This is a genomic window from candidate division KSB1 bacterium (assembly GCA_034505495.1).
In the GTDB taxonomy this organism is placed as follows: domain Bacteria; phylum Zhuqueibacterota; class Zhuqueibacteria; order Residuimicrobiales; family Krinioviventaceae; genus Fontimicrobium_A.
In genome coordinates this window covers 31,560-46,671 of sequence record JAPDQV010000016.1, presented here as the reverse complement: position 1 = coordinate 46,671, position 15,112 = coordinate 31,560, and the positions used below count along the sequence as shown (strand labels likewise).

General features: G+C 55.0%; 6 protein-coding genes. All 6 read right to left on the bottom strand.

Features of this window, described 5'->3' with window-relative positions:
- On the bottom strand, positions 1-3,000 hold a 3,000-nt coding region (locus tag ONB24_08375), incomplete at its 3' end, for a C25 family cysteine peptidase (protein MDZ7316123.1).
- Positions 3,001-3,108: 108 nt separating this feature from the next.
- Entirely contained in the window at positions 3,109-6,267 is a 3,159-nt protein-coding gene (locus ONB24_08370) for a T9SS type A sorting domain-containing protein (GenBank protein ID MDZ7316122.1), read from the bottom strand.
- Positions 6,268-6,436: 169 nt separating this feature from the next.
- Positions 6,437-7,054: a DUF4390 domain-containing protein gene (locus ONB24_08365; protein MDZ7316121.1), complete on the bottom strand. Its 618-nt coding sequence runs from the start codon at positions 7,052-7,054 to the stop codon at positions 6,437-6,439.
- A 26-nt stretch (positions 7,055-7,080) separates the two neighbouring features.
- Positions 7,081-7,947 (bottom strand): 50S ribosomal protein L11 methyltransferase, encoded by an 867-nt coding sequence (prmA, locus tag ONB24_08360; protein ID MDZ7316120.1) that lies wholly within the window; start codon positions 7,945-7,947, stop codon positions 7,081-7,083.
- Position 7,948: 1 nt separating this feature from the next.
- Entirely contained in the window at positions 7,949-8,845 is an 897-nt protein-coding gene (locus ONB24_08355; protein MDZ7316119.1) for a M28 family peptidase, read from the bottom strand.
- Between the two features lie 15 nt (positions 8,846-8,860).
- Positions 8,861-15,043: a cell surface protein SprA gene (sprA, locus tag ONB24_08350; protein MDZ7316118.1), complete on the bottom strand. Its 6,183-nt coding sequence runs from the start codon at positions 15,041-15,043 to the stop codon at positions 8,861-8,863.
- Positions 15,044-15,112: the final 69 nt, after the last annotated feature.

Below are 15,112 nucleotides of genomic sequence, written 5' to 3'. Positions count from 1 at the left end.
AAGCGAATCGGCGGTTTCGAGGGTGTGTGAGGAAACGATCAGCCTGAGGCTGTCTTCCAAATCGAAAATTCCAAAACCGATTTGAAAAGAGGTCTTGCCGACAGCCTTCAGCGTGTCGCCGGGCAGGGCGATGGATTCTTTGAGCGATACCGATACGCTCCCTTGGGGAATATGCAGCCGCATCGCCGGGTCGCCGAGAAGATGATACTGGTTGACCTGCGAAAAAGCCTGCGGCGTCTGGTAATGAGCCAAATAGGCAATCTTGGCTGCCGCGATCATTTTCCCCATAGGCACGGAAGGATAGGTAAAAATCTGCTTCATGATTTCGGACTGGAGAAAATAGTCATTCCAAGTCCAGCCGACACCGCTGGCGCCGAAAAAGGCCGCCGCGCCATCGTCTCTTTCCATGAGCAGAGCATCTGCGAGGGACTCTGTTTCCGGCGATTCAAAGGCGCCCGTAAAGCAGGTCATGCTGATGATAAAGGGAAACTTGCCGCGGGTGTTGATACGTCGGCAGTCTTCGACGCGCAGCAGGCCGTTATCCGCCCATATAGCTCCGCCGCCGTGGCCGTGAAAGGTCATGATGCTGCAGCCGCGGCTGAAATAGTCGAGCAGGTCGGTGGTGCCGCCGAAATAGGGATCGATCGGGGCCGAGCGATCGCGCAGGGAAAACAACAACCGCGTGTTGATCTGCGGAGGCATAATCTTGGATAATGCAATTCCTTGAGAGCGGAAATCGTCACCGTTGCCGCCAATGATGAGAAAACGATTCGCCCAATCGCCGACCGGCGGGTTGGTCTCATAACGGATGATCTTGCCGATGAACCGCTCCAGTTCCTCCTTGGTACGCACCGGCAACCGCCCGATGGCCACTTCCGGTATTTCGTCGTCTCCGGTGAGCAATGTATACCAATGGTCCGAAGCGGCGGCGCCGAAGGACATCGTCTGCCGCATATGCACCGGGACCAAGTCGAGCGTATCCCCCTCGGCCGTGCGCCGCACATAGCTGCCGTCGCCTACGAGCAGCACATATTCCAGTTTGGGCGATTGCCAATTCAAATAGGCATGTCTGATAAATTCTTTTATCGCAAAAGTGCTGACGTGACCATAGTTGAACTCGTCATAAATATCCTCAGCATCGACGGCCAACACCGTCAAACCCTGCGACTGTCGCAGCGCAATCAAATCTTTCAGCGCCTGAGACTGTATAAAGCGGCGATGCGAAATGATCAGGTAATCGGCAGCAAGGTTTTCGCTTTTCAGCGCCGTGGGTTGGTCTTTGATGATTTTTAGAGGTTTCTTTTTTGCGCTTTCCGTAACAGCGACAAATTCGACATCGGGCGAAAAGACGTCATTTTGAAAGCTGATCTGCAGCGAAGTATAGCCGCTGAAATCGGTCACCTCTTCGATGACGCCGCCGTTGATTTTGCTCTGATGCAGCTTGTAGACCTCGATTCCCGACTCGGTAAAGCCGTCCACGCGAAAGAGGAACTTGCCGCCGGGCGAAGCAGGAGGAATGGAAAATTTGATGAAATTTTTATAGGCGCGATAAAGTCTGGGATAGGTGATTTCGAACCAATTCAGCATCACAAAATCATAATTCTGCGGCTCCACGTTGTTGACGATGCTCAGGCGATTGACGCCGTTCTGCAGCGAAGAAGCGCTGACGTAAGAGCCGGGTTGAGAAATCAGGTCAGCCGTCTCCTGACCCTTCCAAGTGCTGGAGAAAAGAAAGCTGTCGTTGAGAAAAACCGAAATGTTGTGCTGAATATCCATGGAGGTGGTTCGACCACGCAGCATGACGCGCGCACGCACGCCCAAAGGCGACTGCAGATCGGGATGCACGAGCGTAAAAGGGTATTCGATCTTTTTGCCCGAGCTGATGCCGCTGTCGAAAAACCAATGATCGCGAAGCCGATCCTCCTCGAGGGTGCTCAAACGCTCATAGTAGGCATCTTTTTCAACATGAATGGTTTCGAGAAAGGAATAAGGCCGCGAGTAACTGCCGGGCTGCAGGTTGGTGATCTGACCCGTTTCCTCCGCCATCCATAAGCCGCGCTTTTCCCAGGAAAGCCAGTAGACGCGTTCATCGGTAAACGGATCGCGGTAGAGATCCGGGGCCTCCTGCTGATAGGTCTTGCGGTTCGGTTCGCCCCAAAACTCGAAATAGTCGTCCGGATCGAATTGTCCGTCGCGCCAGCCGGAGGGATAAATGGAGACATCCTTTCCGTAGCAGGTTAGCCGCAGGTTTTTGAAATCGATCGCTAAGAGATTGACGCCGGCCGCCTGCAAGTCCCTGCCGGTAATCCGGTAAAGGCCTTCCTCGTTGACGATGATCTTCCACCGTTCGACATTTTCCTGTCTGCTTTTTTGCAGAGCCTTAGCCGAGACGGCCTGCGCTTTAAAGCGGCTGCCGACGGCGCCGATGTGATCGAGCAGCTCTGCTTCCTGCAGCGGAATGGGAACGAGCCTCTCAAGCGCCGCCTCTTCGGCCGTCACGTCGAAAACCACTTCCCGACGAAAGACCAGTTCTCCTGCAGCCTCGTCAAAAAAATTGGGATAGACGTTCGCCGACCACAAACGATTGCCGTTGTACTCGCCGATGAATGCCAGATCAACGGCCGCATTGACGGACGTGCCGCTCTGGAAAATGGAATCACCGCCCAGCGGCCGCTCCATGCTCGGCTCCGGTGGAAACGCCTTGTACCGCTCCTCCTGCACCGTAATGAGCCTAACTTGGGCATGGCGATAGGGAAACTGCAGCACAATCGGCCGATAGGGGATGAGACGTCCTTTGGGATCAAAGAAAAACGCGCGGTCTTTACTCGGCAACTCAACAGTGAGGTCGGCTTTACCCGGAACGGCCTGCAGGACCGGCGGCTCGCAGGTTATTCGGAGACGAATGCGATCGTCCTTTTGCTCGACTACCTGCACGCGATCGGCAGCGACGAGCATGACCGGCACTATTAAAAGAAAGCGTAATGATTTGACAGGCGACATAAAGACTGCATTACAAAATTTTATAAAAGGATACCGCCAACCGCCGCTGTTGGCGAAAAAAATGAAGAAAAAATGCGGGAAGGAAAAGCCGCCTTCCCGCAAACGGCGCTATTTCAGCAAGGTCATTTTGATGGTTCTGGTTTCACCGAACGCCTTGAGCCGGAGAAAATAGATGCCGGCGGCAAGTTTTCCTTCCTGCGCGGTGACGGCCTGCCAGTCAATAGAATGCATGCCCTCCGAATAATGCCGGCGAATCGGTTCGCCGACGAGGCGGCCGAGCGCATCAAAGACCGCAATGTCTACCCAGCCGCCACGCGGAAGGGTAAAAGTTATGCGCGTCTGCGGATTGAATGGATTGGGATAATTTTGATGCAGCACAAAGTCATAAACCGCCGCCGGTTCGTTCGCGCCGCTCACCACCTTATTCCACTTGACGCGACCGAGTTTGAAATTGGCGACCACAGGTGTGCCGCCGACTATTTTTACGCGTACGGCTTTTTCCGGAACGACGTCAAAGAAAGGTATCGGCAAAAAAATCGGCGTCAGCGCAACGTCGGCGGCGTTCGCAAGACCGTACGACGAGAGCTGGAAAAGCAGCTTGTCGAGAGCAATGGTCAGCGTTGCCGGCGCGCCGCCGTACCATTGATCCTGGTAAAAGTTCCAGTCGAGCCGCAGATTCCCCAAATCGCCGCCCAGGAGCAAACTCAACGGATCAATCGCCTCAAGGCCGCCGAATAATTCCAAACCCAAGTCCAGGATAGAAGTTGCCATAAACAGCGCGATGGTTCGCACTGCATACTCGCCGGGCTTCAGGTTGGGCATCTCGTAAGCGCCGGGGTCATTGAGCTGCTTTCCGGTTCGGCTGTCGATGCCGGTAACGGCGTAAGCAACCATGTGGCCTGTGCGGTCGTAAGCCGCCAGCATCACACCCGAAAGCGGCTTTCCAAGGCTGTCGGAAACGACGCCGCGCAGGATACCCGAAGCTTCAGAGAGAACTATTGTCTTGTCGCCTACAATTTGACCGTACTTTAGGGCAATGGTTTCGGCAAGAGGATCGTCAAAGGCGGCACCACCGCCGCAATAAGCGGCGGCAAACGGCGGTCGAGGCATTACGGCGAGCTTGTAATTGCCGGGCAACAGCCGGTCGATGCGGAACCCGCCGTTGAATTGGACGAAATCATACGAGGCTGTCTCTCCGCTGTCCGCATCAAAAGCCACGACCGGAATTCCATCCTGCACATCTGCACCTAATCGGCGTCCATCCGGCAGCAGGATGAAACCTTCGAGCGTCGCGCCCCTTTCCAACGCGAAATCAATTCCTTCGAGCCGCTCGCGATTCAGCTCGACCACTTGGGCAGTGTAGAAGCTGCGACTGCCGCCGAAATATTCGGGCAGAAGGTCGGTCTTGCCGGTGAAACCGGTCAGCGCCAACAGCTTGTATCTGCCTTTCGGCAGAGCGCGCAGCTCATATCTGCCGGAGTCATTAACGGCCGCCCACGGGTAGAAAGGATAACCGCTCGAGTCTTCCAAAGCCGCCACGTAGAGCTGATGCACCGGAGCACCAGTTTCGCTTTCCGTCACGCGGCCGCTGATCTTGCAGGCCGGCTGCAGAATAAAATCAATGTTGTTCAGCTCTGTCGGCGCCTCGATCGTCAATTTTTGCGCCCGAAAGAGTCCGAGCAGATTCGGTTCACCTCCAAAGTACTGGTCGATCACCTTGCCTTTGTGTTTTCCATCGGTCAAAATATCGGCCGGACCTTCGAGATCAAAATTGATAAAGAAATCGGAAAAGGTTCGCAGGTAATAGTTGCCGGACTTGAGACCGGGAATTTCATAACTGCCGTCGAAATCCGTCGACACGACGTCCACTTCGAAACGCGTGATGAACGGCTCCCCTCCCTTAAAAAGATCGGCATTGACCAAGAGAAGAGTCAGCGAGTCGAGCGGCGTGCCGCCGGCAAGAGTGACTTTACCGGAGATGACGGCGCCCGGCTCGAGATCGAAATTGATGTCGACGGTCGGTTCGCCCGCGCGAACCTCGACCGGTTTTGCGCCGATGATGGAGCGGGTGCCGGAACCTCCATCGTAGAACTCTCCCACCGAATTGCCGGCACCGACCAGGGTCCCGAGAACGTCATCGGCGTAAATGAAATAATTGCCGGGGGGCAAATCCGAAAGCGCATACGCTACTTCACCATAACCGAGGCTGAAGCCGAAGCGGACAAAGGAAGTGTCGGAGGCGTCAAAAACCGCCAAAAGGACAAACAAAGCCGGTCGTACAATGCCGGTTATTTGTCCGACCGGCATTTCGGGCAGCTGCGGCAGGATAAAATCGACGACCGGCGCGGCGCTGAAATCTTCGATGACCACGACCGCCGCCTCCGCCCAATCGGCTCGGTTGCCGGACCAACGCGGCTCATAGCCCTCGACAGCGGCGCGGATTTTGAACCGTCCGGTAGCGGGCACAATCAGCTCGTATCGGCCGCCGATCAGCTCAACAGAGCGTTCGATAACGGCTGAGGGATCGTCTTCGGTCGTGACGCGAAAATCGACCACCATCCCGTCTTCGAGCGGCAAACCGCTCTCGGCCGTCACGGTGCCGGTGATGCGCGCTCCCTGCCGCAGATTGAAATCGATATTGTCCACAACCGCAGCCGGAACAAAGACCTTTTTAGCCTGCCGCCAGCTCTTCATGGAAGCCAACGGTGAAACGATATTGTCATAGATCTCATCGACGTATCGGTTGCTGCGGGCGACGACATAGAACGAGTCGCTCGGCAGCGGCGCAACGGCATAGCGTCCCGTGCTCAAATCGACGTCCGCCGATCCGGCAAAATAGCCGTGACGATCAAAGACATAAACCTTGACGTCGTCTTCTGGCACTTGACCCTCCACCAATACGGTTCCGGAGATGCCGCCGTCTTGAGCCGAGCGCGAGGCTTTGCGGAGCTTTGCCTGCCGCAGCTGCATCGGGTCGATGCCGCACTTGGAGGTTTCGCTGAAAAACAGAGGGACAAGCACATCGGGCGTCAGTCGGCTTTGCAGTTCCCGTTCGATCCGCCGTTTTTTCCTCTCCTCCGCAGCGATATGTCGGATCGCCTTATCGAGGTTATCCGCCAAACACCGCAGCTCCCCCGTATAGGCATCAAAATCCCTTACTTTTTGAACCTCTTTCGCAGAAAGTCCGTTGTGAAATTGGACTTGACTGAAGGCAGCGACCGCCGTCAAGGCAAGCGCCAGGGAAAACATCATCATTTTTTCCTTCATACCCTAGTCTCCTTTACGCCTTTAGCCCAGGAGATAAAATCAATTGACGCCGGTAAAGTCGGGAAAACCGACCATCCATTCCCGAATTTCGTCGAAAACATAATGAACGCTCTAATTAACTTTGCCCACTGCCTGAATATTTCGATCGAATCCGTCGCCAACCGGGAGATCACGGCGTCAACAGGACGAGGCCTCCCCCCGATCTGCGGAACTCGGCGCTTTTGGCAGCCAACTTTTTGTCGCCGAAACCGAGCAGATTGAGCAAGACATTCCATAGTCGGCCTTTGCCGCTGTTTTTTTTACCGTCCTCCAGCAACCCGCCCACCGCCGTCAGGCTTTCGCCGGCAATAGGTTTATAACTGATTTCCAAACTAAAGTAGTAGACTTGGTTATCATCCAATTCTTCCAACCGGCAGACTGTCAAATCACGAACGGAGGTGCATCGTTCCCGCACCGTCTCCAGCGAATTCGTCAGCCTCTTTTCCTCACCCGCGAGGATACAATATTTCTTTTCCCAGGGATCATAAGATAAATGCATAGTAAGGACGATTTCTTTGACCAGCGGATTGACTATCCCTCGTTTTTTCCATAAAATAATGCGGTGAACCAGCTGGGACGCGGCGCCGCGTTGGAGCAAAAGTAAACCGGTCTCGTCAAAAAGACCGTCGACTTGATAGGAAAGGAGCAGTTCCCCGTTTTCGGTCCGGATGTCGCTAAAGGTCAACTGCGCAGAGCCGAAAACGATTAGCGGCAACATGAGGAAAAGAAAAACAGAGCAGGTCTTCATGAATGCGGTTCTCGCCTTTGCCAAATTTAGGCTTTCAGGGTCTCAAAGGCAAGCCATTCATTTTCCCTTAGAACCCGCAAAACCTTCAATCCGCAACCGAGACAGGCTGCACGAACCTGATCTTCCTCCTCGCAAAGAATGCCCGAAATAAGACATTTCCCGCCCATCCTTAAAAGCCGCCAAAAGGAAGGCAAAAGTCGAACGATAACTGAGCGCTGAATGTTGGCGGCGATCAGATCGAATTCCTGGGTTCTGAGCGCCTCGATGCCGCCGGCCAGAACGACCATTCGATCGGCCACACCGTTGACAGCAGCATTTTTCTGCGCCGTCATCGCGGCAACCGGATCGATGTCCAGAGCTGCCGCGAAAGCTGCGCCCAACTTGAGCGCGGCAATGGAAAGAATACCGGTGCCGGTGCCGACGTCGAGCAGGCGATCATTGGGACGCACGGTTTGTTCGATCAGCTGCAGCGTCATTCGCGTCGTGGCGTGATCGCCCGAACCGAAAGCCATCTCCGGATCGATTTCGATGACAATCGGGGGAGCGTCATTGGGCGCATCGAGCCAGCTCGGTTTGACCATCAGACGTTCGCCGATGCGCATCGGCCGCCAGTCCCTTTTCCACTCGCTGCTCCAATCACGATCCTGACATCGATGCACCTCAATTAGCGGTTTCTGATTTACACCCAAACTTCGGCAGGCTTCTTCGGCCGCTTTTTCGACACCGCGCTGAAGCTTTCGTGCATCGGCGTCGGCGTCAAAAAAAGCAACCAAGCAGTCGTTTTCTTCCAGGAGACCCGTTGCCCCCAAATCGAACAAGGCCAACCCGACAAGCTCAAATGCATCGGATGGTACGGCGACCTTTACCTCCAAGTAACCGCGGTTCTTTTTCATCTTATTTCTCCTCGTAAATAACCGCTGTCACCACTCGGCCGACTTTTTCGAGACTGGCCGGGCTGCATTTATCCGGCGTATCCTGCAGCGTGTGCCAATAAGGATAATCGAAATCGATGATATCGATGCAGGGTATACCGACGCGCAGCAGCGGAATATGGTCGTCGTAAACGGCGCTGCCCTGCTGCGGCAGAAACTCGACGATGCCCAACTCTGCCGCCTTGTCCCAAACTTTCCGCACCACAGCCGGAGCGTAATAGAGCGAATAGGCTTCCTGATAAATCGCCAAATCGGCATCTCCAATCATGTCAAGTAAAATGCCGAACCGCGGCGCAAAGGCGCGTCCGAATTCGCGTGCAAAAGCGGCCGACCCGAGTGCCCAGGTCGAATTGTCATTGTGAACGCCGCTGTCCTCCGCATCGAACAAAACAATATCGACGCCGACGGTCGGCGGCTGCTTCGCCAACAGCTCGGCCAGATGCAGCAGCACCGCCGTTCCCGAGGCGCCGTCGTTCGCTCCTGGCACCGGAAAAGTACGATTCTTTGCAACCGGATCTTCATCCGCCCACGGACGGGTGTCCCAGTGTGCGCACACCAAGACGCGGCTTTTCTGGTGGGGCGCAAAGCGGGCGATCACGTTGTATCCGGACATACGTTGACCGCTGCGCGGCTGCAAATAGGAAAAAGTCTGAACGGACACATGCTGCGTCGTTTTTTGCAAATGCGCCGTCAAAAACTCGCGGCACTTGCGGTGGCCCTCGCTTCCCGGGGCGCGCGGGCCGAATTGGCACTGCGCCTCGAGCAGCTGAAAAGCGCGGGCGCCGTCGAAGCGCGGCGCTGCCCCACGACTGCACGCCGAGGTTAAAATGATAAAAAACGCAATGACCCGCCTGCTCATCCTGCCTCTGTCGATTTATCTCCCGGAAATCGAGATCGTGACGTCGATACCGAACTCTTTGAAAGTGGTGTCGCCGATCATTTTGTTGTGCGTTTGTCCGAATTCGAAATAAGCGCCGCCGCGTACGCGTTCGCTGAACGTATAGTTTGCAGTCGGCTTGAGCAGCCATTTGCTGGTTTCGGCGCTGACTTCGTAACCCAGACCTTTGTTTTTTTCAGTCACATTGTTTCCCATGGTGAAGGAAAGCGCAAAATCGATCGAGTTCTGCAGCCGTTTTCCGCCCAAAAAGGGGATGGGCAACTTGAAATTGCCTTTCTGCGTATAGTTGGCAGTAATGGAGAGGTCCTGAGACCGCGTCCGTGTGCGCGCTTCGCCGGAGGTAAGAGCGAATGACTCTTTTACCGAAGTATTGTACTTGATGTTGATCGAAACGCCTTTTTTCATCTGCATCGTCAGGCCGATGAGCGGGCGGAACTGCGTATCGTTGTCTTTTTTCGTCGGTCTTTCCACACCCTTTTCGACGTTAAAGGTATTGTTCGAACGGCCGGACATGCCGTGCTCCAGACTGACCCTTTGGAACCATTTGTTGACAAAGGGCAGTTTTTCCATGCCGCTGACGCGCAGGTTCCAAGTGGGAAACGGCATCCCCTGATTACCGACAATGAAAAAGCTCTCCGACCGCTGCCCCGTGATGGTCGTGCTTTCGTTGAGCGAGGCGTTTTTGTCATAGCTGAGGCTAAGGGTGACGTTGCGGCCGATCTTGAGTCCGGTGTTGACGCCGTAAGTTTGATTACTGCTGCGCGAGTCGCGCATGGTGTTGGCGCCGGCCCCTTCTTTGATCGTCTCGCGGGGCACGCCGGGGTCTTTGGTCAAACCGAGCTGATATTCCATCGTCGGGATGCCGGCAAGGCCGTATTGGGTATAATTATAGCGATCGCTGTACTTGAGGCTGATGGGATCGACGGCGTTAATGAAACCGCTGACGATGCCCATAATCTGAAAGGTGCCTTTTTCCTTCTTTTTTTGATTCGCATCGCCGCTTTTTCCCTTGTCTCCGCCCGGCTGGGCAGGCGTCGGCTGCGGGCGCGTGGGCGCTGCGGTCGGTCTGCGGGCGCCAGGCTTTGGTTTATAAACCGTTTTGAGCAGCGTGCTCAAGTTCAACGTTCCGTTGGCTGTCAGACTGGTTCCCTGAGTGGCGCTCTGTGCCGCCAAAGCCTGCTGCCGGTTAAAACTGTAACGGAAATTGGTCGAGTAATTGAAATTGGTGGTAAACCAGGAGAATATCTTGGGATCATAGCGCAGGCTGGCGTTTTGATCGATATCCGTCAACAGGCCGAAGCGGCCGCTGCGAAGATACCGCCAGACCAGACTGTCCGGCACGTCGCGCATGTCGTTGGTGTAGTTGCGGCTGACGTCGATGCCGAGGCTCTCAAAGATCTTCATGTTTCCGGAAACGCCGCTGTTGATGCGGAAGGAACTGTTTTCCGAAACGACGCCGGTACGGGTTTCGGAGACGTTCATCGAGCGCGAACCGGCGATTTTGGCATTGATCGACTGCGGCAGGTAGTAAAGCTTCATATCGGTCAACTTGGTGAGAATTTTCGCATCCCCCAGCCAACCAAAGGGCCGGACAAAGTTGTTCTGCCCGAAAACGATTCCCCAGGAAAGACTTCCCGATTCCGAGCGGTCGATCTGATATTTCTGTCGAGAATTGCTGCCGTAGCCGTCGTTGCGGCTGTAGCTGGCCTTGAACGGCGCCAGAATATTTTTAACAAAGAAATTTTGCGAACGACTGGTAAACCCCAGCGAGATGCTCATCCCTTTCTTTTCGCTGTAGGTGCGGATGCGCTCCAAGGTCGAATCGGGCAGTCCCTTGGTCACCTGAATATCCTCTCCCGGCAGATATTTCGGCGTCGCTTCGCTGGTCGAATAGTTGAGGGAAAGGGGCAGCGACAATCCCAGCTTGGACGGCAGGAACTTTTCCAACGAGATGCTGGCGCCGAAATCGCCGCTGAATTGATTGTCGCCGGTGCCGAACCGCTCGGAGACGTTGTGAAAGTCGGCATCCTTGCGGTTGATTTCGCTGTTGAAGCGAACCAGATCCGCCCAACCGACGTCCAGCCGCGCGCGCATGGCAATGCCTTTGTCCTTCTTGACGTTCGACAGGCGCAGCTCGTTCATCCAAATCTCGCCGGTAAAAGGCAGATTCGGGTGCAGGTTGACGACGCCCGCCTCCAACATTTTGATATTGCGCAGCGCCGGTTTGCCGCGAATGACCCAAACTCGGCCGTCGGGTTGTACCTGACGATAGACGTCGGCGTTGGTCAAGGGGTCCTTTTCCGGCTGCTGGGTTACTTTCATCTGCGACAGCCGGATGAGATCCACTTCGATATTGTTGCGCGTCCAACCCTCATAAACCCGTTCGCGCACTTCATAATAGTTGTTTTCGTCGGCGCCGAAGCGTAAAAAGAATTCAACGTGACTGGAATCTTTGGTGATATGCTGCCCGGCCGGGTCATGGCCGTACACGAACATCTTGAGCGTGTTGTAATAAATATAGTCCTGGGGATCATAAAAGGTCTTTTGCGCCAGGGCATTGTACTGCGGCAACAGACCCGTGAGGCGCAGGACCAGAGACTGCTCTTTGGCCATTACGCGTGTAATGCGGTCTACTTCGCCTTCTACACCCGGAGGCGGCGTGTAAGTGGGATTTTCATGCGTATTGACCACTGAGAGAACGAAGGTTTGATCGTCTTTCGTATAATTATTCGGCTGCTCGGGAGAGGCAATCCCCTGCTCCTTCCAGTCGCTGCCTACCAGATTGATTTCTGCAATAGAGATGATGTGCGCGCGTCGGTTCGGCGGCACGGGCCCGAAACCGTCGAACCATATGCGCACATATTCTACCAACGAAAGATCCGGGCTGCCGAATTTTTCTACGAATTCGTTGAGAGGAATCTGGTACAGCCGCCAGCCGTAATCCTCGCCGGTCTCCAGACTGATGCTCGCGCCGATGACGTACTTTTGGTAGTCGGGATGGTTATGATTCAAATGAATGGCGTAGTGAAAGTAATCGTTGCGCAGATCGAGGTCGCCGTTGCCGTTCAAGTCTTCGGTGTCGGGAATTCTGCCGCCGGCGTCACGCTCGTTTCCTTCGGTTCCGTTGATGCGTGAATAGTCGATTACACCGTTGACCGGCCGCATGGGATCATAGGCCCAATCGTCGTCGCTGTAGGGCTCGCCAGGATCTTTGATGTTGTTGCCGTTCAGATCCCAAAAATCACCGCCGGCGGCAATGGCCCGCGGATCATTGTTCGACATGCCGTCCAGACCGATGTCCTCGTCGTCGTCCAGCAAACCGTTACGCAGCCCGTTCTTTAGGCGGTCTTCGGTGTCGAATTTGCGGTTGGGAATGATGTCCTCGGAAATCTTGCCCAATTCGATGTGCATGACGCCGGTGGTATTGGGATCGTTCTGCACCCAGATTTCGATATATTTGGCCTCGGTCTGGTTGCTGTAGCCGGACGAAAGGGAGCGCATGATTCCCTGCCACGAGTCCTCGGGCCTTGCCGCCTCGGGCGACGGCGTGAACTCCAGGATCATAATGTTGGTCGTTTGCGCCACATTGGCGTTGATATCCTTGTTCGGCCAAATGTACTTGATCGGGTATTGAGAATAGGGGTTGTAATAAACCAATCGGCCGCGGTCGGAAAGATCGTTGATCACAGGCTGAGGATATCTGGATAGCGGCGGCGAAGCATACGCCCAGCCGCGCCTAATGATCGGCAGGGGCGTAATTCGTTTCGAGGCTTCAAAGTCGTCAATATAAGCCACGCCGCTGTTGTCGCCGGTCTTTTCGTTGTTGCGTGTGTTGGGATTGGGAATAATCTGCGCAATCTCTCCCTCGAATTTGACCGTCGACTGCTGACGAGTATCGACAAACGGCAGCAGGTTGGCCAACTTGGTGAGGAAAAAGGGTTTGAACTCGAGCGAAGTGTTGATGTCCCAAATCATATTGCGCATCGGTCCCTTACCGACGCGAATCTTTTGGTCCATCGTGGACTCGTTCAAGTACATAAACGTGCCGCCGATAAAGCTCTGATCCCACAAACCGTACTCGGCGCGAATACCCATAACCGTGCGTTTATCGATTTGGAACATCTGCTGGCTCTCGTAGCTGATCTCGAGGTTGGCGTTGGCCGCCAGAGCCATTTCGTTCAAAATCACCAACCGACCGAACATATAGTCGATGGTATAGTCCACGCCGCGCGTCAACGGCCGACCGTTGAGCGTCACCTCCTCAGAGCCCTCGATGACGTTCATCCCGAGGCTGTATTCGGCGCTCTTGTTCTGGGACTTGACTTCCATGTAGAACTTGGCCTGCTTGTCCTTGACCTGCTGCACCGTCGTATCATAGATGGCCGGCGCCAGCTTGTTCTTGTTGGGGTCATCGGACTGCAGGAGGGAGCGCAAATACGGGTCTTCGGGATCGAACGGCCGCAGATGCGGAAAATAAATTTCGCCCAAAGCAAAGTTGATCAGCAGCGGATGATTGTCGATAATGTTGTCCGGCTTTGGTTCGCCGCTCTCGTTCTTGCGGTCGAGGCCAAAAGCCTGCAGCCAGGTAATTTTGTTGCCCTTGGCGTCAGTGACCGTTTCTTCGGGATCTCCCGACGGCGGCTGATAGTAGATACGAAACTCGAATCCCTCTTTGGCAATGTTGCGGCCGCCCAGGCTATAGACGTTTTTCCATTCCAGCGGCCAGGTCGGGTCACTCGGCCGCGGATCCTTGGTTTTGATCAAACGCAGAAAAATCGGCTTTTTGCTGTTAATGTCATAGTTGATATCACCCCGCACGCGTCCGGAGCTGTCCTCATAGGCAACCGCCAAAACTTCGCCGTCCTGCAGCGGCGTGTTCAACCGGATATAGCCCATCTGATCGTGAATGAAATATTCGTCCTTTTCGAGGCGGAGGAAATAGCCGCGCTCGAGCCGCTTGCCGTCGATGAGATTGGTATCGGGCAGAGTCACGAACTGCTTGTCCGCTTCTTCCGGATTCGGGACAAACGCAAAACCGCGGATGGCAGCCTCTTCCTGCTCATAGCGGGCGGCGGATTTATAGATTTCGATGCGCGAAATGAAACGACGGGGATCGGCAAGCGGATCGCCGTTTTCATTGCGGACGAGATACTGGCGGCGGTAATAATCGTCGAGAAAGAAATAGACGCCGCGCTTGTAGCGCGTGATGTCGATTTTTGCCATGTCCTTGGAAGCGCCGCCCGTCAACGACATCTTTTTCTTTTCGCCCTTTTCCTGACTGGCGACCGTCACCAGCTTTAGGTTGCCGATCTGGGAGGTCGTTTTGATGCCGAACAGACCGGCACTGTTCATGCTGGCGGTGACGAACCGGGTGCCGGGAAGCGACAGCGAAATGTTTCCCGCCTCGATCGACTGGATGATCTCGTCTTCGTACCCCTTGTATTCGAGCTTGATGTTGTTCTCGAAATCGAACATCCGCTCCGAGTCCTGGTCGACCTTGATGGTCACCTTTTCTCCGACATGTCCAGAGACATTGAACCGCTGCGTCTGCTCCATCTTGAACGTGTTGTCGGAGCCCCGCGTCAAGGCGGTTTTGACTTCGCTGCGTTTTTCGTTGCGGAAGCCGCCCTTGATGTTGATTTCGCCGGAAACATCGAGGCCCACAGTTCCGCCGCCAAAGATGCGCTGGAAAGCTTTGCTCTTGATTTCGACCGGAATATCGATGCGGATGGCGCCGCCCCCGCCCTGCTGCGAATAGGTTTCAGACAGCTTGCCGACGGTCGTTTCGACGAATTTTTGCCGCAGGTAATATTGCCGCCGAGCCTGAATATACTCCTCGAGCGTCATGATGCGGGGCACACGCAGATCGACGTCGCCCAGCTTTTCGCGAAACTGGATCGTCCTGCCGCTCGAATCGATCTCGGCGGTGCGTTTTAAATTAGACAAACGGTTCTGCAGCAAGGCCGAACGCGCTCCGCCGCTGTAGAGGCCGAGGAACTCTTGCCCTTCGAACAGAGGAACGCGCGGATCCCGTGCGCCGCTCGGCGGACGCAGGCCGATGCCGGGATTGACGCTCGTCTCCTTTTCCGTCTCCGTTTGGGCAAAAAGAGCCGCAGCGCTGACGGCAAGAACCGTTAGAATTTTGGGAAATCGAGCCATCAAGACTTTTCGTTAGCGTGCCACAGGGCTGTCAAGCAGAACGACCGATTCTGCACTTTTCTCAAAACA

Excerpts from the sequence above, each read along its gene's own strand:
- ONB24_08370 (MDZ7316122.1), bottom strand. The coding sequence starts at position 6,267 with ATGAAGGAAAAAATGATGATGTTTTCCCTGGCGCTTGCCTTGACGGCG.
- ONB24_08365 (MDZ7316121.1), bottom strand. The coding sequence starts at position 7,054 with ATGAAGACCTGCTCTGTTTTTCTTTTCCTCATGTTGCCGCTAATCGTT.
- prmA (MDZ7316120.1), bottom strand. The coding sequence starts at position 7,947 with ATGAAAAAGAACCGCGGTTACTTGGAGGTAAAGGTCGCCGTACCATCC.
- ONB24_08355 (MDZ7316119.1), bottom strand. The coding sequence starts at position 8,845 with ATGAGCAGGCGGGTCATTGCGTTTTTTATCATTTTAACCTCGGCGTGC.
- sprA (MDZ7316118.1), bottom strand. The coding sequence starts at position 15,043 with ATGGCTCGATTTCCCAAAATTCTAACGGTTCTTGCCGTCAGCGCTGCG.